Genomic DNA, 23952 nt, shown 5'->3' on the forward strand with positions numbered 1-23952 from the left:
CAGTTCATTTGACAAAGGTCATCTCCCTCTTGTCTCCGAGGATGCCCTGAGGTCGGAAGATCACGAGCAGCATCAGGGCGATGCCGACGAAGATGAACACCAGGGTCGAGGCCTGGCTGTCGGACATCGGCAGGATTCCCGCCTTCGCCATGGACGGCAGCAGGTTGGCCATGAACGCGAACACGACCCAGAAGAGGATCGCGCCCAGCGTCGGGCCGAACACCGTGGCTGCTCCACCGAGCAGCAGGGCGGTCCACAGGAAGAACGTGAGCGAGGTCGTGTAGCTGCCGGGGACCACAGCCGACGGGAGGACGAACACGATCCCTCCGGCCGCGCCGATCACACCACCGACCACGAGCGCCTGCATCTTGTAGGCGAAGACGTTCTTGCCGAGCGAGCGCACGGCGTCCTCGTCCTCACGGATGCCCTTGAGCACGCGCCCCCACGGGCTGCGCATGAGCGACCAGACCAGCAGGATCGCGACGAGCAGCACGAGGAGTCCGAACACGCGGTTCCACAGGTCGTTCGCGCTGTAGGTCCACGGCCCGAACCCGTAGGTGCCCGGTGGGAAGGGGTTGGCGTCGCGGAACCCGCCGTTGAACTGCGCGAGACCGTCGGCCGAGTTGGTGTACTCGTCGAAGATCTGGGTGGTGAAGAGCAGCCGCACGATCTCACCGGCCGCGATCGTCGCGATGGCGAGGTAGTCGGCTCGCAGCCGCAGCGTCGGGATGCCGAGGAGGACGGCGAACAGCGCGCCGCCGAGAAGGCCGATCAGCATGCCGATCCACCAGGGGAGACCGAAGGTCAGCACCGAGATGGCGTAGCCGTACCCGCCGATGGCCATGAAGGCGGCCATACCGAAGTTGAGGAGTCCCGCGTATCCGAAGTGCACGGCCAGACCGGTCGCCGCCAGAGCGTACGCCAGGGTGACGGGGCTGAACAGATAAGCGGCTGTGTTCGAGAAGATGCTTCCGAAGTCCATGGCGATCAGCCCAACCTTTCCCTGCGTCCCAGCAGGCCCTGCGGTCTGACGAGGAGGATCACGATGAGCACGACCAGGGCGCTCGCATACTTCAGATCCGAGGGGATCCAGAGGGTGGAGACCTCGACCGCGATGCCGACGATGAGGGAGCCGACGAGCGCGCCGAACGCGGTGCCGAGGCCGCCGAGGGTGATGGCGGCGAAGATGAGCAGCAGCATCTGCATGCCCATGTCCCACTTCACACCGGGGCGGAAGTACGCCCAGAGGATGCCGGAGATCGCCGCGAGGGTGCCGGACAGGATCCAGACGTAGCGAACGACCTTGTCGACGTCGATGCCCGACGCGGCCGCGAGCTGCGGGTTGTCGGAGATCGCCCTGGTGGCCTTGCCGATGCGGGTGCGTGTGAGGAAGAACGCGACCCCGACGATCACGACGATGCTGACGACGATTCCGATCAGGTCGATGTACGACAGCGAGATCGGACCGAACCGGAAGGGCTCGGGGCTGGCACCCGGAAGCTGACGGGTGCCGCCGCCGATCATGTACTGGAAGGCGTAGCGCAGGGCGAGGGACAGGCCGATGCTGACGATCATCAGCTGCACGACCCCGAGCCCTCGTCTTCGCAGCGGACGCCAGATGCCGGCATCCAGTGCCCAGCCGAAGAGGCCGCCGCCGATGACAGCCGCGATGATCCCGAGCCACAGCGGCAGGTGCCAGAAGCTCGTCGTCACGAGGGCGACCAGGCCGCCCCAGGTGACCATCTCGGCGTGCGCGAAGTTCGACAGCCGGGTGGTGCCGTAGATGAGCGCGGCGCCCATCGAGGCGAGTGCGAGCAGCAGACCGAAGTTCAGACCGCCCACGAGACGCGAGAGGAGCTGATCGATGAAGGACGTCGTCATCCTCTCGCCCTCGCCGAGGAAGAGGTTGAGGATCTTGGTGCCGGTCAGACCGAACTCGACCTCGAACGACGCGGTCGTGCCGGCGATGGGCTGAGTGCCCTCCGGCAGCTGCGCCGCGTCGACGATCACACCGTCGGGGAGTGTCTCCTCGTCGACGGTGAGCGTGTAGGTGTCCTTCTCAGGCACGTACAGGCGCCACTTGCCCTCTGCGTCGGTTTCGGTCTCGCCCTCGAAGCCGCCGCCCTCGATCGTCATGACGACGCCTTCGACCGGGTCGTCGTCGAAGGTGATGACGCCGGCGAAGTAGAAGTCGGTGATCTCCTGCCCGTCGTCCGTCTCTTCGGCGGAGGCCGCTGCAGGAGGCTGCAACCACAGGAAAGCGATGGCGAGGAGCGACGCGAGCAGGATGATGACCCACCGCATTCCGCTTCGATTCGCCGAGATCGTCGGACGCACAGAACCTCCAGCCCAGTACACAGGCCATGACGGAGTTGTGCATCGGCCCTGATGTACGACGGTATGAGCGTAATGTGTCGGCTCTGTTTCAACCAAGGCACGATCTGCTCACGGTGAGAACGATCCCATCACGAAGTTGCGAATCCGGAGCGTCTCCGCGTGTCGTGCTGCGCGGGAGCGCGCGACGACCGGGAATTTCCTCAGGCTCCCGACGCTTAGAATTGGTACACCCTCGCCCCCAGATCGCGCCCGCAGGAGGACAATCCATGGACCAGCACGACCCCTTCGGCTTCGTCGGACTCACGTACGACGACGTGCTGCTCCTCCCGGGGCACACCGACGTCATCCCCAGCGAGGCCGACACCTCGTCGCGGATCACCCGCCGGATCTCGGTCGCGACACCGCTGCTGTCCAGCGCGATGGACACCGTCACCGAGTCTCGGATGGCCATCGCGATGGCACGAGAGGGCGGCATCGGCATCCTGCACCGCAACCTCTCGATCGCCGATCAGGCCGCGCACGTCGACCGCGTCAAGCGCAGCGAGTCGGGCATGATCACCGACCCGATCACGACGTCGCCGGATGCGACCGTCGAAGAGGTCGACGCGCTCTGCGCCAAGTACCGCATCTCGGGCCTTCCTGTCGTCGACCCCGACGGCCGTCTCGTCGGCATCATCACCAACCGCGACATGCGGTTCGTGTCGGGTTTCGAGCGTCAGACCACCTTCGTGAAGGACGTCATGACGTCGGAGGGCCTCGTCACCGCACCGGTGGGCGTGGCCGCAGGCGAGGTCATCGCGCTCTTCGCGCACCACCGCGTCGAGAAGCTGCCGCTCATCGACGACGACGGCAGGCTCGCCGGCCTCATCACCATCAAGGACTTCGACAAGAGCGAGAAGTACCCGCTGGCGACGAAGGACGACCAGGGTCGCCTGCGCGTCGGCGCGGCCATCGGATTCTTCGGAGACGCCTGGGAGCGCGCGGAGGCGCTGCGCGATGCCGGCGTCGACGTGCTCGTGGTCGACACGGCCAACGGCCAGTCTCAGGGCGTGATCGACCTCGTCAAGCGGCTCAAGGCCGACGAGAGCTTCGCGCACATCGATGTGATCGGCGGAAACGTCGCGACCCGCGAGGGCGCTCAGGCGCTCGTCGACGCGGGCGTCGACGCCGTCAAGGTCGGCGTCGGACCCGGCTCCATCTGCACCACCCGTGTCGTCGCGGGCGTCGGAGTGCCCCAGGTCACCGCCGTGTACGAGGCATCGCTCGCGGCACGCCCCGCCGGTGTGCCCGTGATCGCCGACGGCGGACTGCAGTACTCGGGCGACATCGCCAAGGCCCTCGTCGCCGGTGCTGATGCCGTGATGCTCGGCTCGCTGCTCGCCGGCACCGACGAGTCGCCGGGCGAGATCGTTTTCCAGTCGGGCAAGCAGTTCAAGCAGTACCGCGGAATGGGCTCGCTCGGAGCGATGCAGACACGCGGCAAGCAGACCTCGTATTCCAAGGACCGCTACTTCCAGGCCGACGTGCCGAGTGACGACAAGCTCATCCCCGAGGGCATCGAGGGGCAGGTGCCGTATCGCGGTCCTGTCGGGGCCGTCGCCTACCAGCTCGTCGGCGGGCTGCGCCAGTCGATGTTCTACGTCGGTGCGCGCACCATCGAAGAGCTCAAGCAGCGCGGCAAGTTCGTGCGCATCACCGCGGCCGGGCTCAAGGAGTCGCACCCGCACGACGTGCAGATCGTGGTCGAGGCGCCGAACTACAAGCGCTGAGACAGAAGAGACAGAGGGCCGGATGCGACAGCATCCGGCCCTCTGTCGCGCTGCGCGGTCGTTGCGGTCTATTGATATGCCAGTATTTAGAGACACCCGCTCGACTTCCCCTCGAGCTCTCGGCGCGAAGGGCGCAGGGAGTGACATGCCGGACGCTGATCGGCAGGGGACTTCCCCAATGAGAGCCGCAGATATGCCCCAGGATGCTCCCCGCGTCCTCGTCGTCGATGACGACCCTGACGTCGCCCTGCTCGTGAAGACCGTGCTCGAGAGGCGGGCCGGCTGTGAGGTCGCGGTCGCGCACGACGGACAGTCCGCCGTCGAGCGACTGGAGACCTTCACCCCTGACGTCGTCGTCACCGACATCGAGATGCCCGGTCTCGACGGCCTCGAGCTGTTGGCAGAGCTGCGTCGCAATGACCCCCTGCTGCCTGTGATCGTGATGACCGCGCACGTCTCGGTCGAATACGCGGTGTCGGCCCTGCGCGCGCAGGCCGACGAGTTCCTCACGAAGCCGCTCGACAATCTGAAGCTCGTCGAGGCCGTGCAGCGGCTGGCGACCGAGGGTCGCGCGCGACGTGAAGCCGGCCGCACCAAAGAGGTCGTGCTCGCCATCGGCGCGCACCCCGACGATGTCGAGATCGGCGTGGGCGGGATCCTCGCGGCGCACGCCCAGGCCGGCGACTCGATCACCATCCTCACCCTCTCGCGCGGTGCGCGCGGTGGAGACGCCGACAGTCGGCAGCACGAGTCGCTCGCCTCGGCCGAGATCCTCGACGCGCGCCTGTTCGTCAAAGACCTCGTGGACACCGAGATCTCCGGCGGCGGTGCCACCGTGCGGTTGATCGAGGAGGTCGTTCAGGAGGTGCAGCCGACGATCGTCTACACCCACTCGTCCAACGACCGTCACCAGGATCACCGCGCCGTGAGCGAGGCGACGATCGCCGCGACCCGCAGGGTCGGCACCGTCGCCTGCTACCAGAGCCCCTCGGCCACCATCGACTTCCGTCCGACGCGCTTCGTGCGGATCGATCAGTACATCGCTCAGAAGCTGCGCCTGCTCGAGTGCTTCGGCTCGCAGACGGCGACGCGCGACTACCTGGACCCCGACTTCGTGACGGCCACCGCTCGATACTGGTCGCGTTTCGGCGGCGGAGCGGCCGTGGAGCCGCTCGAGGTCGTGCGCGAGACCGCCGAGTTCATCGGCGCCCACGAGCTCACTCGAAGGGAGAGCTGATGACCGCGCGCGTGCTGGTGACCGGTGCAGGAGGCCCTGCCGGAGTGGCCGTGATCCGCTCGCTCCTGCGCCGATCCGACCTCGAGGTCTTCGCGGCCGACATGGACGGCTGGGCCAGCGGGATCTACCTCGTCCCGCCGACGCACCGGCGTCTCGTGCCACCGGGGCGCGACGAGGACTTCGTCTCGACGATCGCCCGCATGGTCGAGGAGGATCGACTCGACCTCGTGATCTCCACGGTGGATGTCGAGCTCGCGGCACTCGCCGGCCGACGCGACGAGCTGGCCCCGGCCGTGCTCGCCGCGCCCTCGGAGGACACGCTCTCGGTGGCGCTCGACAAGCTGCTTCTCGCCGAGCGCTGCGAGGCGACGGGGCTCACCCCGCGCACCGTGCTCGCGGGTCCCGACGCCCGGGCGGTCGACTGGGAGTTCCCGGCCTTCGCCAAGCCTCGCCAGGGTGCGGGCAGCCGTGGCGTGCGAGTCGTCCCCGACCGCGCGGCGCTCGACGCGCTGCCCGAGGACGAGGGACTCATCGTGCAGGACTTCCTCCCCGGCGAGGAGTACTCCGTGGATGTGATCGCAGACGCCTCGGGTGCGGTGGTGGCGGCTGTGCCGCGCACCCGCGCCAGGGTCGACTCGGGTGTCGCGATCGCCGGACGCACGGTGCACGACGAAGAGCTCGAGAGCGCCGCGGCGTCGATCGCTCGTGCCATCGGACTCGTGGGCGTCGCCAACGTGCAGCTCCGGCGGGACCGCGCAGGCCGTGCCGTGCTGCTCGAGGTCAATCCGCGGTTCCCGGGTGCTCTTCCGCTCACGATCGCCGCCGGCGTCGACATCCCCTCGCTCGTCGCCGATCTGTTCCTGGGTCGTGAGATCCCGTCGACGATCCCTTTCCGCGAGGTCGCCTCGGTGCGGTTCCTCGAGGACGTGATCCTCGACGTCGACGAGGTCCTCGTCTCCGCGCACGCGGGGCATCAGGAGGAGCTGTGACTCACGCGCTGCTCCGAGGCGATCATCACGTGCATTCGACGTTCTCGGACGACGCGGTCTCGACTCTCGCCGAGAACGTCGCGGCGGCATCCGCGGCGGGGCTCGCCACCGTGCGCCTGGTCGACCATGTGCGCCGATCCACACCCTGGGTGCCCGACTATCTCGCGGCCGTGCGGTCGCTGCAGGTGCCCGACGGTCTCACCGTGCTGACCGGGGTGGAGGCGAAGATCCTCGATGCCTCGGGTGACCTCGACATCCCCGAGCTGCCCACCGGGATCGACCGCATCCTGATCGCCGATCATCAGTTCCCCGGCGTCGACGGACCGCTCGGTCCGAGCGTCGTCCGAGAGCGGATCGAGGGCGGCTGGGCTCCGGAGGACGCGCTCGATCAGCTGGTCTCCGCGCTGATCTCGGCCATGCGCCGCCACCCGGGGAACCAGCTGGCGCACTGCTTCTCGATCCTGCCCAAGATCGGTCTCTCCGAGAACGACCTCGGTGCCGATCGCATCGCGGCCTGGGCGAAGACGGCGGCCGAGACCGACACGATCGTCGAGGTGAACGAGAAGTGGGGGTGCCCCGGTATCCCGCTTCTCGACGCGCTGCACGGTGCCGGCGCCGAGATCGTCGCGTCGACCGACAGCCATGTGGCCTCCGATGTCGGACGCTATTCGCGCGTGGCGGAGATCCTCGACGGATGGAGGGCTCGCTGATGCCCGAGCTGAACTGGGTCGAGACCGTCGTCGTGGTGTTCCTGCTCCTCTGCGTGCTGGTGGGAACGCTGCCTGTCATCAACACGGGCCTGCAGTTCCTCGTGCTCCCGATCCATGCCTTCCGCAACCACTACGGCAAGGCAGCTCCGCACCACCCCCGCATCGCCGTGCTGATCCCCGCCTGGAACGAGGGGCTCGTGCTCGGGCAGGCGATCGAACGCCTCACGCAACTCGAGTACCCGGCCGACCGGCTCCGGATCTTCGTCATCGACGATGCGTCGACGGATGACACCCCGGAGGTGGTCGCGGCGAAGGCTGCGGCATACCCCGGACGCGTCGTGCACCTCCGCCGCGACAAGGGCGGCGAGGGCAAGGCGCACACGCTGAATCACGGGCTCGACATCGTGCTCGCGGACGAGTGGACCGAAGCGGTCCTGATCATGGACGCCGACGTGATCTTCGCGCGGGACTCGCTGCGGAAGATGAGCCGGCACCTGGCCGATGAGAAGGTCGGGGCCGTCACGGCCTACATCGCCGAGGGCAGTCGCGACCGCAACTACCTCACCCGGTTCATCGCGATCGAATATGTCATCGGACAGCTCTCGGCTCGGCGCACCCAGAACGTCGGGGGAGCGATCGCATGCCTGGCCGGCGGCGCGCAGCTGCATTCGCGGGCGAACCTGGAGGCCATCGGCGGTCGGATCCCGACCGGCACGCTCGCCGAAGACACGATGACGACGTTCGAGGGTCAGCTGGCGGGGCGCCGTATGGTCTTCGAGCCCCACGCGGTCGTGCTCGCCGAAGAGCCCCGCACCATCGACAGTCTCTGGAAGCAGCGCCTGCGGTGGGCGAGAGGCAACGTGCAGCTGACCTCGATCTACCGCCATCTCTGGTTCCGACCCAGCCGCGTGCACAACCTGGGCAGCTTCGCGTTCGGTCTCGCGTGGTTCACCATCCTGCTGCTGCCGGCGTTCATGATCCTCGCCGCCACGGCGCTGCTCGTGCTGCTCGTCCTGCACAGCGACATCGCCGAGTTCGTCTTCCGGTTCATGTGGATCTCCGCAGCCTGCATCTATCTGTACTCGATGCTCTACGCGGTGCAGCTCGACGGGCGGATCGGCCGTCAATCCTGGCGCGAGGCGCTGATGTTCCCCGGACTCGGGGCTCTCATCCTGATGGCGATCGCGCTGTTCCCCTGGCTGTTCGAGGCGGGGCTGAGCGACCTCGGAATCGCCGTCACGGATGAGACCCGGTTCACCTGGGCGGTCATCTTCTATCTCTGGGGGCCGATCTCGATGCTCGGCATCTGGCTCGCACGCGCGGTGGAGCGACTGCCAGGCGGCCGCTTCTTCGCCGGCCTCCTCCTCTACGTCTGCGGGTACGGGTCGCTTCTGTGCGCCATCACCGTGGATTCGTACATCAAAGAGTGGCGCCACGCCGACGCCGCATGGATCAAGACCGAGAAGATCGGACGGGTCGACTCATGACCGAAGCACCTTCGAGAAGCGCCGAGGAGGAGGAGATCGCCGCCGACGCCCGTCGCGAGAAGCTCCTGATCCCGCAGGCGCTCCTCGCCCTGGGCATCGTCGTCGTCATCGTGATCGTGCGAGAGCTGTTCCTGCGATGACCGCGCGGCCGCTGGCCCTCGTGGTCGAGGACAGCGCAGACCAGACGGCGCTGCTGAAGCGCTACCTCGACCGCGAGGGGTTCGACGTGTTCGCAGCGGCGGATGCCGAGACGGCGATCGCTGCGTTCGCGACGATCTCTCCTGCCGTCACGGTGCTCGACCTGCTGCTCCCCGGCATCAGCGGGACGGAGCTGGCGCGTCTCATCAAGACCCGCTTCCCCGACTGCTTCCTCATCGTGAGCTCGGTGCTCGACGTCGCGGACTACCCCGACGCCGATGCCGCGCTTCCCAAGCCGATCATCGGTGCGGATCTGCGAGCGCTCCTGCGAGAAGCGACACGATGACTCCGACCAGCACCGTGCAGCAGTCGATGGAGCGCAGCTGGCGCCGCTACTTCGACAACCCGACGCCGCTGATGAAGCAGGGGCCGACGGCGATCGCGGTCGCCATCGCGGCCGTGCTCATGTGGACCGTCCCGGGGATCCCGGTGACGGACACGGCAGTCGCGATCTTCGGGCTCGTCACCATCGCCGCCGTCACAGCGCTTGCGGCCGTGCTCTCGGTGCGAGGTGTGTACGAGGGCTGGATCGTGATGCTCATCCCGATGATCGACATCGTCGCACTGGGAGCCATCCGGACCGGCACCGGAGGGCCGGCATCGCTCTTCTCCTCCTTCGTCCTCCTCCCCGTGGTCTGGATCGCCGCCGCTCCCGGTCGCAGGCAGGTCCTCATCGTGGGGGTCCTCTCGTCGATCGCCCTGGTCATGCCGAACCTCATCGACCCGCCGGAGGCCCCGGCCGATTGGCTGCGCGGTGTGATCGGTCCGCTGGTCTTCGCGACGGTGGGGGCCATCGTCAACGAGCTCTCGCGCCAGCAGCGTCTTCGCACCACCCAGGCCGAGGGCCACGTCGTCGAGCGCACGGCGGCCCTGGCGGCCAACGAGGAGATCCTCGAGCAGCTGAAGTCGAGCGAGCAGCAGTACCGCGCGCTCTCCGAGTCCTTCACGAGCCTGTGGAACTCGATCACCGGACAGGCCGTCATCGCCACCGACAACCACGGAACCATCACGGCCTGGAATCCGGGCGCTGTGCGGCTGCTCGGCATGGAGGTGCCCGACGCGCTCGCCGCGGTGCAGATCGACCGGTTCTTCCCCTCGCACGCGCTCGCCCCGTTCGTCCCCGAGCATGGGCCGACGCCGGGCGATGAGCTCCACCCCGGGCTGCGCGCACTCTTCGACGACGCTGACGCCGGGCTGCCGGTGGATTCGCACATCGACGTGGCAAGGGAGGGCGGGTCGACGGTCCCCGCCCGTGTCACCGTCACCCCCTACCAGGACTCCGACGGTTCGCGACATGGCTATCTGCTGGTGATCACGGACGAGACCCGGGCGGTCGAGGTCGCACGCATGAAGGACGAGTTCGTCGGGATGATCTCGCACGAGCTGCGCACACCGCTGAGCGCGATCATCGGATTCCTCGACCTCCTGCAGAACGATCCGGCCCAGCCGCTCACGTCGGATCAGCAGGAGTTCGTCGACATCATCGAGCGCAACGCGCAGCGGCTGCTGAATCTCGTCGGCGACCTGCTCTTCACCGCCCAGGTCGAGTCCGGTCGCTTCCCGCTCGAACGCCGAGAAGCCGACGTCGCCGAACTGGTGCGCAGCGCCGTCGCGTCTTCGGGGCCGCACGCGCAGCGGCAGGGCATCGAGATCCTCGCCGAGGTCCCGACGAGTCCGGTGCTGATGACCGTGGATTCGGGACGTATCGGGCAGGCCCTCGACAATCTGCTGTCGAACGCGATCAAGTTCACCGCGGCGGAAGGGCGGGTGACCGCGAGCCTGCGCGAGGTCGACGGAGCCGTCGAGCTCGCCGTGCGCGACACCGGCGTGGGGATCCCCGAAGACGAGCAGGGCATGCTGTTCACCCGGTTCTTCCGCGCGTCGACCGCGACCCGGAACGCGGTGCCCGGCGTCGGGCTGGGGCTCACGATCACTCGGGCGATCGTGCTCGCCCACGGCGGCTCGATGGATGTGACGAGCAGGGAGGGCGTCGGCACCGAGTTCCGGATGCTTCTCCCGGTGGCGCCCCGCACCGAGGCGATCCAGGTGGTCGGCCGTCGCTCCTGACCCGCCGTCGGCTCCGGCAGCTGATAGCCTGGTCGGCTCGCCATGCGGGCGGAAGGACGGCCACGCACGGTGGGATACATAGATGTTGCAGGGGTCTCGCTGACCCTTCCTGACGGCAGACCGCTGTTGGACGAGACGACGTTCCGCGTCGGAGCCGGTTCGACGAGCGCGCTCATCGGACCCAACGGGGCAGGCAAGACGACGCTGCTCCGCATCATCCGAGGCGATCAGGCCGCAGACGCCGGGGTCGTGACGATCGACGGCGGGCTCGGTGTGATGGATCAGTTCGTCGGCCACGGCGAGGCCGGCCAGACCGTTCACGAGCTGCTCGTGAGAGTGGCGCCTCGGCGCATCCGTCAGGCGGCGGTGGCTCTCGAGGCGGCGGAGGACGCGCTGATCGAACGGGATGAGCACGACACCCAGATGGCCTACGCGACGGCGATCGCGGAGTACGCGGACGCCGGCGGGTACGAGCACGAGACCGTGTGGGATCAGTGCACGGTCGCCGCTCTCGGCGTGCCGTACGAGCGTGCGCGGTTCCGCGACCTCACGACGCTGTCGGGCGGCGAGCAGAAGCGGCTCGCTCTGGAGGCGCTGCTGCGCGGACCGGACGAGGTGCTGCTGCTCGACGAGCCCGACAACTACCTCGACGTGCCCACGAAACGCTGGCTCGAGGAGCAGCTGAGACAGACGCCGAAGACCGTGCTGCTCGTCTCGCACGATCGGGAGCTGCTGGCGCGGGCGGTCGACCGCCTGATCACTCTCGAACCCGGCGGTGCCGGCGCCTCGGCATGGGTGCACGGTGGCGGGTTCGCGACCTACCACCAGGCGCGCAGCGACCGCATGGACAGGCTCGACGAGCTCCGCCGTCGGTGGGACGAGCAGCATGAGAAGCTGCGCACCCTCGTCGCGAACCTCAAGGTCAAGGCATCAGCGAACGACGGGTTCGCGTCGCGGTATCAGGCGGCGCAGACCCGTCTGCGCAAGTTCGAGGAGGCGGGCCCGCCGGAGGAGCGGCCGCCGGCTCAGGACTTCGACATGCGACTGCGCGGAGCACGCACCGGCAAACGCGCGGTGGTCGCGCAGCGGCTCGAGCTCAGCGGCCTGATGCGGCCGTTCGATGCCGAGGTCTGGTACGGCGATCGGGTGGCCGTGCTCGGGTCGAACGGCTCGGGCAAGTCGCACTTCCTCCGCCTGCTCGCGCGCGGAGGCAGCGACCCGGATCCGTCGCTGGGCCACGTGACATCCACGGGGGAGCAGCTGGCTCCCGTCGATCACAGCGGGCGGGCCACGCTCGGCGCGCGCGTCGTGCCGGGGCTGTTCGCCCAGACGCATGCGCATCCGGAATTCGTCGGCCGCACTCTGCTCGAGATCCTGCACAGAGGCGACGAGCGGCGGGCGGGGATGCCGAGGGACGCAGCCAGCTCTGCGCTCGACCGGTACGGGCTCGTCCGCCAGGCGCAGCAGGCCTTCGAATCGCTCTCCGGCGGGCAGCAGGCGCGCTTCCAGGTGCTGCTGCTCGAGCTCTCCGGCGCGACGCTGCTGCTGCTCGACGAGCCGACGGACAACCTCGACATCGAGTCGGCGGAGGCCCTTGAAGACGCCCTGCAGCGCTTCGAGGGAACCGTGCTCGCGGTCACCCACGATCGCTGGTTCGCGCGCTCGTTCGACCGGTTCCTCGTGTTCGGGTCAGACGGCGAGGTGTACGAGTCCGACGCTCCCGTGTGGGATGAGCGTCGGGTGGCGCGGGCGCGCTGAGTCAGGACAGGCGGAAGGGCTCAGCCGCGAGGGCCGTCGGGTCCAGCGCCAGGTCTGCGAGCGTCGCGCCGACCCCCGGTGCGAACTTGAACCCGTGACCAGAGAAGCCTGCACCCACCACGATCCGTCCGCGCCGATCGAGCACGAAGGCGCTGTCATCCGTCGAGGTGTAGGTGCAGCTGACGGGAACGGCGGATGCCGGGTCGAGACCCGGCATCCACTCGCGCACGTAGTCCGCGAGAGCCCCCGCGTGCGTGACCGCGTGCGGACGGGCATCGGGGTCGACGACGTCGCCCACGCGGTGGAAGCCGACCTTGACGCCCTCGCCGGGCGTCGGCATGCCGTAGACCGTCGCCGGGTGGAGGTCGGGGTCGACGTAGTGATTGAACGACGGCCACACGTCGTCCCCTCTGGGGCGGAAGTGCGCGGGGAACTCCTCGGTGACCTCCAGCCGAGGCAGGCGGATGCCGGGCAGCATCCGCTCGGTCCAGGCGCCGACCGTGACGACGACGACGTCTGCCCGCATCCGCTCTTCGGACAGCATGATGTCGACGCCCTCGTCGGTCTCCTCGATGCGCGCCACCGGGGTCTCCCAGCGCACCTCGCCTCCCGCGGCCACGATGCGTCGTTCGAGCTCACCCAGCGCGGCGGATGCACGGGCGACACCGGCATCGCGGGAGAACAGCACGTCATCGCCGAAGCGCATGCCCGACCAGCGTGACGATGCCTCGCCGGCCGTCAGCGTCTCGGCGTGGATGCCGCGATCGATCAGACGCTGCTCGATCACGGCGACGTCGACATCGCCGTGGGTCACGAGGCCATGGAGGCGCAGCAGCGGCTCGCCGTCGACCTGCCCCAGGGCATTCCACCCCTCACGCGCGCGCACGAGCAGGTCGAGGTAGTGCTCCTCGTCGTAGGTGTTGTTGAAGTTGCGTGTCGCGCCGTGCGAGGCCCCCTGGCGGTGTCCGCGGGCGAAACGGTCGAACACGACAGGCTTCAGCCCGCGCCGGGCGAGCTCCCACGCGGTCGCGAGGCCCATCACGCCGCCGCCGATGACGGCGACCTCCATCGAATCCGACATATTGCCTCCCGAGCTCCTTCTCAGTCTCCCAGCCGTCGGTGTCATCGCGTGCGCCCGGTAGTCTGGGGTGGTGACCATGGAGATCGAGCTCGGCCGAGGCAAGCGTGCGCGTCGCGCGTACACGTTCGACGACATCGCGGTGGTGCCCTCGAGGCGCACCCGCAACCCGGAGGACGTGTCGACGGCCTGGACCATCGACGCCTTCGGATTCGGCATCCCGGTGCTCGGCGCCCCGATGGACTCCGTCGTGAGCCCGCAGACCGCGATCATGCTCGGGCAGCTCGGCGGACTCGGCGTCCTCGACCTCGAGGGCCTGTGGACCCGCTACGAGAACCCCGAGCCGCTTCTCGCCGAGATCGCCGCCCTCGACGAGGGCGAGGCGACCGCGCGCATGCAGCAGCTCTACTCCGAGCCGATCAAGCCGGCGCTCATCACGCAGCGCCTCGCCGAGATCCGCGAGGCCGGCGTGACCGTCGCCGGATCCCTGACCCCGCAGCGCACGCAGGAGTTCTACGACACCGTCGCTGCGGCCGGCGTCGACCTGTTCGTCATCCGCGGCACCACGGTGTCGGCCGAGCACGTCTCGAGCGTCGACGAACCGCTGAACCTCAAGAAGTTCATCTACGACCTCGACGTGCCCGTCATCGTCGGCGGAGCCGCCACCTACACCGCGGCACTGCACCTCATGCGCACGGGCGCGGCCGGCGTCCTCGTCGGATTCGGCGGGGGAGCGGCATCGACCACCCGGGCCACGCTCGGCATCCATGCCCCGATGGCGACGGCCGTCTCGGACGTCGCCGCGGCCCGTCGTGACTACCTCGACGAGTCCGGCGGACGCTACGTGCACGTGATCGCAGACGGCGGCGTCGGCACCTCCGGCGACATCGTCAAGGCGCTCGCGATGGGCGCCGACGCGGTCATGCTCGGCGTCGCGCTCGCCCGCGCCACGGACGCACCGGGTCGCGGCTTCCACTGGGGTCCCGAAGCGCACCACCCCAAGCTCCCGCGCGGCCGCCGCGTCGAGGTCGGCGGCATCGGCACGCTCGAGGAGATCCTCTACGGTCCTGCCCCCGTCGCCGACGGCACGTCGAACCTGATCGGGGCGCTGCGCAAGTCGATGGCCACCACCGGATACTCCGACCTCAAGGAGTTCCAGCGGGTCGAGGTCGTCCTCGCGCCCTACGAGGCCTGAGGCACGCACGACGCTGTGACTTCTGCTGCTCTGTTCCCGCCGACCCTCCGCGAGGTCATGCTCCGGGGACGCTGGATCGGGATGCTCGTGCTGTGCCTGGTCGTCGCCGGCGTGTTCGCGTGGCTCGGCCAATGGCAGCTCGAGCGCGCCATCGAGACTGATCCGCCGCCCGCCGGAGCGACCGAGCAGGTGCGGCCGCTGACCGATGTCGTCGAGCCGGGGCAGTATCTGCCGGAGCCGCTCGTCGGGCAGAAGGTCGAGACGACCGGAACGTGGATCCCCGATGACTTCCTCATCGTGTCGAGCCGATTCAACGACGATGTCGAAGGCTACTGGGTGACCGGTCAGCTGCGAGTCGCGGAGCGCACGTCGATAGCGGTCGCGATCGGCTGGACCGCCGACCGCGCGGTGGCCGATGCGGCCGTGGCGGAGCTGAACGAGGGCGACGCACAAGCATCGATCATCGGACGCGTCATCTCGGACGAGGGCCCCTCCCTGCCGCCGAAGGACGATCCGCAGCGCATGGACCGGATGTCGACCGCGGCGCTCCTCAGCCACTGGCACGACGTCGACGACCTGGATGTCTATCGGCCGTACTTGGCCTCCGTCACGGCGACGGCGGGTCTCACCGACATCTCGTCACCGGCGCCCGACGAGCAGTCGCCGGTGAACTGGCTGAACATCTTCTACGCGGCGGAATGGGCGATCTTCGCCGGGTTCGCGTTCTACCTCTGGTACCGACTCGCGAAGGACCAGTGGGAGCGCGAGGTCGAGGAGTTCGAGGACGCAGCCGCCGGCACCGGCGGGACTGCCTGAGTCACCGCGCATTCGCGCGATCGGCCGCGCGCATCTGAGCGCTTCTCCACGCGATATTCCACCTTCGTCAGGGGCCCTTCGGGACGTTCGGTGAGGGCTTGGTTACCAATCGGAAAACTCCGTTGAGGATGTCCGAAGGCGTCCGTATGCTCGCTCACATGTGCGTCGGCTGAGAGCTCGCACAGACGCGGTTTCACGAGAGCCGTCGCCAGACCATACCCGAGGAGACAACACAGATGATGTCCGCTCCCGACGCCGCGAACCAGCAGGTTCCCGGGTCAGATCGCAGAAGTCGGGGGCGTCTCGGCGTCCTCGCCGCCACCTGCGTCGCAGCTCTCGGCGCCAGCGCCCTGATCGCCGCGCCAGCCTCCGCAGACGTCTCAGGGACGGGGGTGGTGATCAACGAGGCGTACCTCTCCGGAGGCAGCGCCGGTGCGGCGTTCACGAACAAGTTCATCGAGCTCTACAACCCCACGGCCGCGCCCGTCACCCTCGACGGGCTCTCGCTGCAGTACCGATCGGCGACGGGAACGGGAGGCTCCAACGGAGTCGCACCCCTGACCGGCGTCATCCCCGCCGGGGGCCACTATCTCGTGCAGGCAGGCAGCAACGGAGCCAACGGCGCCGCCCTCCCCACGGCCGATGCCGTGAGCACCCTCAACCCGAGCGGCACGAACGGCACGCTCGCACTGGTCGAGGGCACGGCGGCGGTCACGCTGACCCCCGGCTCGGTCACCGGGGTCGACGGCGTCATCGACGTGCTCGGCTACGGCACCTCGAACACCTTCGAGACCGCAGCGGCGACGCCGCCCACGGGCAACACCGACGTGAAGTCGCTCAACCGCACCGGAGGCAAGGACACCGACGACAACAAGGCCGACTTCAGCCTGTCGCCGACCATCACGCCGCAGAACGCCGGCACGGTTCCCGATCCCGACCCCGAGCCCGAACCCGAGCCCACCGAGGTGTCCATCGCCGACGTGCAGGGCACGACCGACGTCTCGCCGCTGAACGGCCAGACCGTCACGGTCGAGGGCGTCGTCACGGCCGACTACCGGACGGGCGGCTACAAGGGCATCGTCATCCAGACCGAGGGATCCGGCGGAGCGACCGACGCCACGCCGGGAGCATCGGACGGCGTCTTCGTCTTCCTCAACGCGCTCGCGCCCACGCTCGCTATCGGCGACCTCGTCTCGATCACCGGCTCGGTCAGCGAGTACTTCGGCCAGACCCAGATCAACCCGGCTGCGCTGTCAGGCATCTCGGTGGTGCAGGCAGCGGCCGGTGTTCCCGAGGCCACACCTCTGCCAGACGTCACCGTCGGCACCGATCGCGAGCAGTACGAGAACATGTACGTGGCGCCCGCGGGCACCTACCGCCTCGCGTCCAGCCACCAGCTCTACAACTTCGGCACGCTCTGGCTGAACGCCGGAGCCGACCTGAACGTCAAGAGCACCGAGACCGTGCGTCCCGGCGCCGAGGCTTCCGCGATCGCGGCGGCGAATCGGGCCAACCGCATCCTGCTCGACGACGGATGGTCGATCCAGGTCTCGAACAGCGGGCACCCGAACGACCAGCCGTACTTCACGAAGGACGTCGTCGTCCGCAACGGCGACACCGTCGACTTCAGCGACAGCGGATATGTGCTCCAGTACGGCTTCGACGACTGGCGTCTGCAGCCGGTCGTGCCGATCGACAGCACGTCGTCGGCCGACCTGAAGGCGGGCTTCGAGGCGACGAACCCCCGCACCGACACGGCACCGACCGTGGGCGGCGACGTGCAGGTCGCGTCATTCAACGTGTTCAACTACTTCACGACGCTCAAGAGCGAGAACTCGAACGCTCGGGGCGCGGCGAACGCGGCCCAGTTCGACATCCAGAAGTCCAAGATCGTCGCGGCCATCAACGGGCTGGACGCAGAGATCGTCTCTCTCATGGAGATCGAGAACTCGATCAAGCTCGGCGGCTCGCTCGACGAGGCGCTCGCCGATCTGGTCGACGGACTCAACGATGCTCTGGGCAGCGAGGAGTGGGACTACGTCCGCACCCCCGACGAGCTGAACGACTCGGCGACCACGGACTTCATCACGAGCGCGATCATCTACAAGAAGGACGACGTCAGCACCGTGGGCGAGAGCCTCACTGTCACGGACGAGACGGTGTGGGGCAACGCCCGCGAGCCGATCGCGCAGGCCTTCGACATCGACGGCCGTGTGGTCACCGTGGTCGCGAACCACTTCAAGTCGAAGTCGGCGCCCGAGGGCGGGGGCGCAGAGCCCGCAGACGGACAGGGCTTCTTCAACGCCGACCGCGTGAAGCAGGCGAACTCGCTCAAGGGGTTCACCACGGAGATCGAGGAGACCACAGGAAGCAGCGACATCCTGCTCATCGGCGACTTCAACGCCTACGCGAAGGAAGACCCGATCGAGGTCTTCACGAGCGAGGGCTGGAGCGATGTCGCGCGCGAGAAGGCACCCGACGAGCACACCTACTCGTTCGACGGCGAGCTCGGCTCGCTCGACCACGTGCTCGCATCGCCGTCGCTGGCCGCGTCGATCACGGGCGCGGGGGTGTGGAGCATCAACTCTCCGGAGTGGAGCGATCGCGGCTACGCGTTCGGTGCCACCGAGGCGGGCACGCCGTTCCGCTCCAGCGACCACGACCCGATCATCGTCGGCGTCTCCTCGGAGATCCCGCCGGTGAGCATCGACGTCGTCACGATCAACGACTTCCACGGTCGGATCGAAGCCGACGGTGCTGCCGCCGGTGCCGCAGTGGTCGCGGGCGCCGTCAAGCAGTTCCGTGAGGAGAACCCGAACACGATCTTCGCCGGAGCCGGCGACCTGATCGGCGCGTCGACGTTCACCTCGTTCATCAACGACGACAACCCGACGATCGACGCGCTCAACGCTGCCGGTCTCGACGTCAGCGCGGCGGGCAACCACGAGTTCGACCAGGGCTGGGAGGACCTGCGCGACCGTGTGCAGGACCGCGCGGACTGGGAGTACATCTCGTCGAACGTGTTCGTGACAGAGACCGGCGAGCCCGCGCTCGCCCCGGCCTGGGTCAAGGAACTCGACGGCGTGCGCGTCGGTTTCGTCGGGGCTGTCACGGAGGACCTCGACTCGCTCGTCTCCCCCGAGGGCATCGCCGATCTCGAGGTGCGCAGCATCGTCGACTCGGTGAACGCCGTGGCCGACGACCTGCGTGACGGGGATTCCTCCAACGGTGAGGCGGATGTCGTCATCCTCCTCGTCCACGAGGGCGCGTCCAGCGTCGAACTGTCGAGCATCACTCCGGATTCGCCCCTGGGCGAGATCGTCTACGGGGTCGATGAGGATGTCGACGCGATCGTGTCGGCGCACACCCACCTCGCGTACAACCACGTCATCGACGGTCGTCCCGTCGTCTCGGCCGGTCAGTACGGCGAGAACCTGGGGCTCATGAACCTCCAGGTCGACCCGAAGACGAAGGACCTGATCTCGATCACGAACGAGATCAAGCCCCTCACCGCCGCCGGCCAGCCGCTCTACCCAGCGGTTCCGGAGGTCGCCGACATCGTGGCGAAGGCGAAGGCCGAGGCAGATGTGCTCGGTGCGGTGAAGGTCGGAGACATCACGGCCGACTTCAACCGGGCTCGCCAGACGAACGGCTCGGAGAACCGCGGTGGCGAGTCCACCATCGGCAACTTCGTCGCCGACGTGCAGAAGTGGTCCACCGGTGCGGACATCGCGCTGATGAACCCGGGCGGCATCCGTGCGAACCTGACATACGCGTCGTCGAACGCGAGCGACCCGAATGGCAACGTCACCTACCGCGAGGCGGCGACGGTGCAGCCGTTCGCCAACACGCTGGTGACGTTGACGCTCACCGGTGTGCAGCTGAAGGGCGTCCTCGAGGAGCAGTGGCAGCCCGCAGGGTCGGCCCGTCCGTTCCTCAAGCTCGGCGTCTCGGAGGGGCTCGTCTACACGTACGACCCGGCCGCGGCCCAGGGCTCGCGCGTCACGTCGATCACCCTCAACGGAACCGCGATCGACCCGGCGGCGAACTACACGGTCGCAGCCAACTCGTTCCTCGCCGCGGGTGGAGACAACTTCTTCACCTTCAGGGAGGGGACGGGCAAGCGCGACACCGGCAAGATCGATCTGCAGTCGATGGTCGACTGGTTCGACGCGAACAAGACGGCGACGCCCGACCTCGCGCAGCGTGCGGTGGGTGTCTCGGTCAGCGCGCCGGATGCCGACGGCTACAGCGCCGGCGACCAGGTGACCGTCGCACTCTCGTCGCTGGCGTTCAGCGCGGGGGAGCAGGCGCCGGGTGAGGTGACTCTGTCGCTCGGCGGTGCTCAGCTCGCCTCGGGTGCAGTCGACCCGACCATCGTCGACACGACCGACGAGGTGGGGCGCGCGTCGCTCAGCTTCGCGGTTCCCTCGGGCGTCTTCGGAGAGCAGCTGCTCACCGTCGCCGTCGCAGGTACGGGGACGACCGTGCAGGTGCCGTTCACGATCGCGGGTGAGGAGCCGGTCGAGTTCGCCGGCTCCATCGACCTCGGATCCTCGAAGGTGGCCGCCGGCAAGAAGCTGAAGATCACCGGTGAGGGCTACGAGCCCGGCGAGACCGTGACCGTCGAGCTGCGACCGAAGAAGGGCTCGGCCGTCGAGGTCGGCACCGTCCAGGTCAGGGCCGATGGCACCTTCTCGACGTCCGTGACAGTGCCGAAGAGCACTCAGCCCGGCAAGTACACGGTCGCCGTGTCGCAGGCGGACGGCGACGAGGCGACAGCCACGGTCACCGTCAACCGTGCGGGCGGCATCATCGGCGGCATCATCGACTGGCTGTGGGATCTCATCAACGGCTGGTTCTGACCTCGACAGGCGGCATGCCCGCCTGACACACAAGAAGGCCGTCGGGAGCGATCCCGGCGGCCTTCGTCGTGCGTGGGCGCGGTCGCCGTTCAGGCGGAGATGACCTCGACCTCGGCCTGCGCGAGGGCGGTCGCGAACGCCGATTCCGGGGGAGTGTCCGTCACCAGGTAGTCCGCGCGGTCCAGAGTCGTCACCTGGGCGAACAGCCGCCGCCCGAACTTCGACGAGTCCGCGAGGATCGCGGTGCGATCCGCGCGCTGGATCATCTCGGCCATCATGTTCGCGTCGCCCATGTTCGACGTCGAGAAGCCGGCCTCGTCGATGGCGCCGACGGCGATCAGTGCCAGATCGCAACGGATGTCCACCTCGGGTCCCCCCGGGGTCATCATGAACGTGACGGGTCCGGTGGTGGCCTGGGTGATCGCTCGCACAGCGCCACCGAACACGTAGAGGTCGCGGAAGGCGGAAGGGGAGATCTCGGCAGGGATCCGCAGGTTGTTCGTCGCGATCGTGAGATCCCGATGGTTGCGGAGCGCCCGGGCGAGGGCCAGGGTGGTCGTGCCGGCGTTGAGCATCACGACTGCTCCATCGTCGATGAGTCCCGCGGCGAGGCGCGCGATCGTCTCCTTCTCCTCGGTCTGCATCCGCAGGCGGACGTCGAGCGCCCGGTCTTTCAGCTGCCCCTCCGCGCTGACAGCTCCTCCGTGTGTGCGGATGACGACGCCTTCACGGTCGAGCTGGTCGAGATCGCGGCGAATCGTGTCGATGGAGACGTGGAAATGTTCGGCGAGGCCGCCGACGGTCACCTCTCCCACCTGCTCGACATACGAGGCGAGATCCGCCTTCCGACCCGCCGGGAGGCGGCGCTTGGGCGACGGTGCGGTTGCTTCCATGCACCCATCTCTAGCACATACGAGCGAGAAATTCGGCAGAGTTCAGCAGAAAACTGCAGATTCGTTGCGGCGCGGATCGTGTCCGCAGCCCGCACCGTGACGGCGATTCGGGAACGAATCTGTGATTACATCCACCGAATAGTGCAAAGAAGTGCTTGACGTTCCGGCAAATGAACGCATAACATTGCTCAAAACCGCATGAACAAGCATCGAAGCGCGTGTGCGGCACGATCTCGAAGAGGAGAAGTGATGATCACAGTGGGACGAGGGCGACGCATTCTCAAGCTCGCCGGCGCCGCGACAGCAGCCGTGACAGTCCTGGCCGTGGCTGGGTGCGCGGCAGGCGACAGCGGAACCGACGGCGGGGATGGCGGAGACGTCACGATCGAATTCGCGCAGTGGTGGGAGCCGGAGCTCCCCGACGGCGAGTTCCGAGCGCTCATCGACGAGTTCGAAGACGCGAACCCCGGCATCACGGTCGAGCTCGTGAGCGGACCGTACGCATCGACCAAGGAGCAGCTCTTCGCCGGCGCGGCATCCGGCACCATGCCCGACGTCGTCGGCCTCGACGGCGCATGGGTCAACGACTTCGCGTCGCAGGGCGTCATCGCCGACCTGACCGCCCTCATGGAGGAGAACGACTACGACGACAGCGAGCTGGCGAGTCAGATCCAGGTCGACGGCAGCACCTACATGATCCCCGTCGTGAACTTCGTCTACCCGATGTTCACGAACGACACCCTGCTCGCCGACGCGGGCGTCACTGCTCCACCCACCACCCGTACGGAGTTCGCGGACGCAGCCTCGAAGGTCTCGGCCCTCGGTGGCGACGTCTCGGGTTGGGTCCTCCCGCTCTCGCTGGAGGCTCCGAACGGCGTGCAGAACGACGTCATGTCGTGGGTCTGGGCCTCTGGCGGCTCGATGCTCAAGGACGGCCAGCCCGATCTGACGAACGACGACGTGACCTCGGCGGTCGATTTCATCGGCGGCATGTGGGACGACGGCTCGATCGCCTCGGGCTCCTTCACGATGAAGGAGCAGGACAAGGTCGAGGAGTTCACGAACGGCCGTGTCGGCATGATGATCGACTCGCTGGCGCACATCAACCTGATCCGCGAGACCAACCCCGATCTGCAGTTCTCGATCTCGGCGCTTCCGGCTGAAGACGGATACGACGGCGAGCGGGGCATCCCGTACGCATCCTGGGGCATCGGCGTAGCCGAGAACTCGGAGCACAAGGACGCCGCGTTCAAGCTGGTCGAGTTCCTCATGAGCGAGCAGACCAACTCCGAGCTCTCGACGATGGCCAAGGCCTTCCCCGGCAACTCGAAGTCGGTCCCCGACTTCGTGAACGACGACGAGCTGTTCAAGCAGGCGTTCGACATCTACCAGGCGGGCTACCCGGCGAACGAGTTCACCGGACTCCCCGTCGCCGAAGAGCTGATGCGTCTGCTCGGTGAGCAGCTGCAGTCGGCCTTCGACGGGCAGCAGTCGATCGACGACGCGCTCAAGACCGCGCAAGGGGCCTGGGAAGCGGAGTTCTGATCCTCCGCCTCCCCACCTGAACGGGGTGCCGCATCGCGACGAGTCCGGTGCGGCACCCGACCAACCAAGGAGCACCGGTTCCCATGAGCCTGAAGATGTCAGACGACACCGAGGTGATCGTCACAGGGGTCGCGCTGTCGCGGCGACGCCGACAGCTGCGCAAGACCACGGAGTCGTACGGATTCCTCTCGCCGACGATCATCCTGCTGTTCGTGCTGATGATCATCCCGATCGTGATGGTGATCGGGTACTCGTTCCAGGACAACGTGATCCTGAACAAGTCGCCGGAGTTCGTCGGAGTCCAGAACTATGTCGAGATCCTCTCGGATCCCGGTTTCTGGAAGGCGACGGGCAACACCATCCTCTTCACGGTGGCGAGCGTCGCAGCGCACCTCGTACTGGGTCTCGCGTTCGCGATGATGCTCAACAGCCCCCTGCTCGGTCGGTTCTCGCGTTCGCTCTTCCGGGCTCTCTACGTCTTGCCGTGGCTCTTCACCGTCGCGGTGATCGCCGTGCTCTGGCGCATGCTCCTCGCGCCGAACGGCGTGGTCAACTTCCTGCTCAACACCGACATCGAGTGGCTCGCCTCTCCGCAGCTCGCGCTGGGCACCATCATCTTCATCAACATCTGGGCCGGCTACCCGTTCTTCATGGTGAGCCTGCTCGCGGGCCTCCAGGGAGTTCCGGCCGAACTGCACGAGGCTGCGACCGTCGACGGCGCGAACAGCGTGCAGCGGTTCTGGAACGTCACCATCCCGCAGCTGCGTCCCATCATCATCAGCCTGGTGCTGCTCGACCTGATCTGGACCTCGCAGCAGTTCGCCCTCATCTGGATGACCACGGGTGGCGGACCGATCGATGTCACAGAGGTGCTCAGCACCTTCACCTACAAGCTCGCCTTCGCCAAATACGACTTCTCGCTCGCGGCGACCTCCGCGGTCCTGGTCCTGCTGATGTCGATGGTGCTCGCCGTGTTCTACGTCCGTCACCAGAAAGCGAGGGACTGAT

General features: G+C 67.8%; 18 protein-coding genes. 14 read left to right on the top strand and 4 right to left on the bottom strand.

Features of this window, described 5'->3' with window-relative positions; translation table 11 throughout:
- Positions 1–4 precede the first annotated feature (4 nt).
- Both MRBLMI13_RS12620 and MRBLMI13_RS12625 read right to left on the bottom strand, forming a co-directional pair.
- Complete coding sequence (locus MRBLMI13_RS12620) at positions 5–982, bottom strand: branched-chain amino acid ABC transporter permease (RefSeq protein WP_042539192.1); 978 nt, start codon at positions 980–982, stop codon at positions 5–7.
- Between the two features lie 5 nt (positions 983–987).
- Positions 988–2304 carry a branched-chain amino acid ABC transporter permease gene (locus MRBLMI13_RS12625; RefSeq protein WP_042539449.1) on the bottom strand — a complete coding sequence of 439 codons (1317 nt, stop codon included), beginning with the start codon at positions 2302–2304 and terminating at the stop codon, positions 988–990.
- Positions 2305–2603: 299 nt separating this feature from the next.
- On the opposite strand from MRBLMI13_RS12625, the gene guaB reads away from it, so the two are divergent.
- The 9 genes from guaB to MRBLMI13_RS12670 all read left to right on the top strand — a co-directional run bounded on the left by guaB (position 2604) and on the right by MRBLMI13_RS12670 (position 12552).
- Positions 2604–4106, top strand: a complete 1503-nt coding sequence (gene guaB, locus MRBLMI13_RS12630; protein ID WP_056375811.1) for an IMP dehydrogenase — start codon at positions 2604–2606, stop codon at positions 4104–4106.
- A 178-nt stretch (positions 4107–4284) separates the two neighbouring features.
- Positions 4285–5343: a response regulator gene (locus tag MRBLMI13_RS12635; RefSeq protein ID WP_228385657.1), complete on the top strand. Its 1059-nt coding sequence runs from the start codon at positions 4285–4287 to the stop codon at positions 5341–5343.
- The gene (locus MRBLMI13_RS12640; RefSeq protein WP_367822912.1) at positions 5343–6332 is read left to right on the top strand and encodes an ATP-grasp domain-containing protein; all 990 of its coding nucleotides are present in this window, start codon (positions 5343–5345) and stop codon (positions 6330–6332) included. The genes MRBLMI13_RS12635 and MRBLMI13_RS12640 overlap by 1 nt, the downstream gene beginning before the upstream one ends.
- Positions 6329–7042, top strand: coding sequence for a PHP domain-containing protein (locus MRBLMI13_RS12645; protein ID WP_367822914.1), 714 nt, complete (start codon positions 6329–6331; stop codon positions 7040–7042). The genes MRBLMI13_RS12640 and MRBLMI13_RS12645 overlap by 4 nt, the downstream gene beginning before the upstream one ends.
- Complete coding sequence (locus tag MRBLMI13_RS12650; protein ID WP_228385658.1) at positions 7027–8529, top strand: glycosyltransferase family 2 protein; 1503 nt, start codon at positions 7027–7029, stop codon at positions 8527–8529. Before MRBLMI13_RS12645 ends, MRBLMI13_RS12650 begins: the two co-directional genes overlap by 16 nt.
- Entirely contained in the window at positions 8526–8669 is a 144-nt protein-coding gene (locus MRBLMI13_RS12655) for a hypothetical protein (protein WP_171821987.1), read from the top strand. Before MRBLMI13_RS12650 ends, MRBLMI13_RS12655 begins: the two co-directional genes overlap by 4 nt.
- Positions 8666–9013, top strand: a complete 348-nt coding sequence (locus MRBLMI13_RS12660) for a response regulator (protein WP_042539202.1) — start codon at positions 8666–8668, stop codon at positions 9011–9013. The genes MRBLMI13_RS12655 and MRBLMI13_RS12660 overlap by 4 nt, the downstream gene beginning before the upstream one ends.
- Positions 9010–10794 (top strand): sensor histidine kinase, encoded by a 1785-nt coding sequence (locus MRBLMI13_RS12665; protein ID WP_367822917.1) that lies wholly within the window; start codon positions 9010–9012, stop codon positions 10792–10794. Before MRBLMI13_RS12660 ends, MRBLMI13_RS12665 begins: the two co-directional genes overlap by 4 nt.
- Before the next feature lie 69 nt (positions 10795–10863).
- On the top strand, positions 10864–12552 hold the full coding sequence (locus MRBLMI13_RS12670; protein ID WP_079112377.1) for an ABC-F family ATP-binding cassette domain-containing protein: 1689 nt from the start codon (positions 10864–10866) through the stop codon (positions 12550–12552).
- A 1-nt stretch (position 12553) separates the two neighbouring features.
- On the opposite strand, the gene MRBLMI13_RS12675 is transcribed toward MRBLMI13_RS12670, so the two are convergent.
- Complete coding sequence (locus tag MRBLMI13_RS12675) at positions 12554–13633, bottom strand: FAD-dependent oxidoreductase (protein WP_367822919.1); 1080 nt, start codon at positions 13631–13633, stop codon at positions 12554–12556.
- Positions 13634–13709: 76 nt separating this feature from the next.
- On the opposite strand from MRBLMI13_RS12675, the gene MRBLMI13_RS12680 reads away from it, so the two are divergent.
- The 3 genes from MRBLMI13_RS12680 (at position 13710) to MRBLMI13_RS12690 (ending at position 20506) form a co-directional block, all read left to right on the top strand.
- Positions 13710–14825, top strand: coding sequence for a GuaB3 family IMP dehydrogenase-related protein (locus tag MRBLMI13_RS12680; RefSeq protein ID WP_042539210.1), 1116 nt, complete (start codon positions 13710–13712; stop codon positions 14823–14825).
- Positions 14826–14882: 57 nt separating this feature from the next.
- Complete coding sequence (locus MRBLMI13_RS12685) at positions 14883–15641, top strand: SURF1 family protein (RefSeq protein WP_367823120.1); 759 nt, start codon at positions 14883–14885, stop codon at positions 15639–15641.
- Between the two features lie 236 nt (positions 15642–15877).
- Positions 15878–20506: an ExeM/NucH family extracellular endonuclease gene (locus MRBLMI13_RS12690; protein WP_367822921.1), complete on the top strand. Its 4629-nt coding sequence runs from the start codon at positions 15878–15880 to the stop codon at positions 20504–20506.
- A gap of 89 nt (positions 20507–20595) precedes the next feature.
- Here MRBLMI13_RS12690 and MRBLMI13_RS12695 read toward each other — a convergent pair whose 3' ends face one another.
- Positions 20596–21399, bottom strand: a complete 804-nt coding sequence (locus MRBLMI13_RS12695; protein WP_042539216.1) for a DeoR/GlpR family DNA-binding transcription regulator — start codon at positions 21397–21399, stop codon at positions 20596–20598.
- 249 nt (positions 21400–21648) lie between these two features.
- Here MRBLMI13_RS12695 and MRBLMI13_RS12700 point away from each other — a divergent pair, with 249 nt between their 5' ends.
- The gene (locus MRBLMI13_RS12700; RefSeq protein ID WP_309686536.1) at positions 21649–22944 is read left to right on the top strand and encodes an ABC transporter substrate-binding protein; all 1296 of its coding nucleotides are present in this window, start codon (positions 21649–21651) and stop codon (positions 22942–22944) included.
- 83 nt (positions 22945–23027) lie between these two features.
- Positions 23028–23951, top strand: a complete 924-nt coding sequence (locus MRBLMI13_RS12705) for a carbohydrate ABC transporter permease (protein WP_367822924.1) — start codon at positions 23028–23030, stop codon at positions 23949–23951.
- Position 23952: the final 1 nt, after the last annotated feature.

This window comes from Microbacterium sp. LMI13-1-1.1, assembly GCF_040815625.1.
Lineage (GTDB): Bacteria > Actinomycetota > Actinomycetes > Actinomycetales > Microbacteriaceae > Microbacterium > Microbacterium forte.

Coding starts and splice junctions, on each gene's coding strand:
- MRBLMI13_RS12620 (WP_042539192.1), bottom strand. CDS start 982: ATGGACTTCGGAAGCATCTTCTCGAACACAGCCGCTTATCTGTTCAGC.
- MRBLMI13_RS12625 (WP_042539449.1), bottom strand. CDS start 2,304: ATGCGGTGGGTCATCATCCTGCTCGCGTCGCTCCTCGCCATCGCTTTC.
- guaB (WP_056375811.1), top strand. CDS start 2,604: ATGGACCAGCACGACCCCTTCGGCTTCGTCGGACTCACGTACGACGAC.
- MRBLMI13_RS12635 (WP_228385657.1), top strand. CDS start 4,285: ATGAGAGCCGCAGATATGCCCCAGGATGCTCCCCGCGTCCTCGTCGTC.
- MRBLMI13_RS12640 (WP_367822912.1), top strand. CDS start 5,343: ATGACCGCGCGCGTGCTGGTGACCGGTGCAGGAGGCCCTGCCGGAGTG.
- MRBLMI13_RS12650 (WP_228385658.1), top strand. CDS start 7,027: ATGGAGGGCTCGCTGATGCCCGAGCTGAACTGGGTCGAGACCGTCGTC.
- MRBLMI13_RS12655 (WP_171821987.1), top strand. CDS start 8,526: ATGACCGAAGCACCTTCGAGAAGCGCCGAGGAGGAGGAGATCGCCGCC.
- MRBLMI13_RS12660 (WP_042539202.1), top strand. CDS start 8,666: ATGACCGCGCGGCCGCTGGCCCTCGTGGTCGAGGACAGCGCAGACCAG.
- MRBLMI13_RS12665 (WP_367822917.1), top strand. CDS start 9,010: ATGACTCCGACCAGCACCGTGCAGCAGTCGATGGAGCGCAGCTGGCGC.
- MRBLMI13_RS12675 (WP_367822919.1), bottom strand. CDS start 13,633: ATGTCGGATTCGATGGAGGTCGCCGTCATCGGCGGCGGCGTGATGGGC.
- MRBLMI13_RS12680 (WP_042539210.1), top strand. CDS start 13,710: ATGGAGATCGAGCTCGGCCGAGGCAAGCGTGCGCGTCGCGCGTACACG.
- MRBLMI13_RS12685 (WP_367823120.1), top strand. CDS start 14,883: ATGCTCCGGGGACGCTGGATCGGGATGCTCGTGCTGTGCCTGGTCGTC.
- MRBLMI13_RS12690 (WP_367822921.1), top strand. CDS start 15,878: ATGATGTCCGCTCCCGACGCCGCGAACCAGCAGGTTCCCGGGTCAGAT.
- MRBLMI13_RS12695 (WP_042539216.1), bottom strand. CDS start 21,399: ATGGAAGCAACCGCACCGTCGCCCAAGCGCCGCCTCCCGGCGGGTCGG.
- MRBLMI13_RS12700 (WP_309686536.1), top strand. CDS start 21,649: ATGATCACAGTGGGACGAGGGCGACGCATTCTCAAGCTCGCCGGCGCC.
- MRBLMI13_RS12705 (WP_367822924.1), top strand. CDS start 23,028: ATGAGCCTGAAGATGTCAGACGACACCGAGGTGATCGTCACAGGGGTC.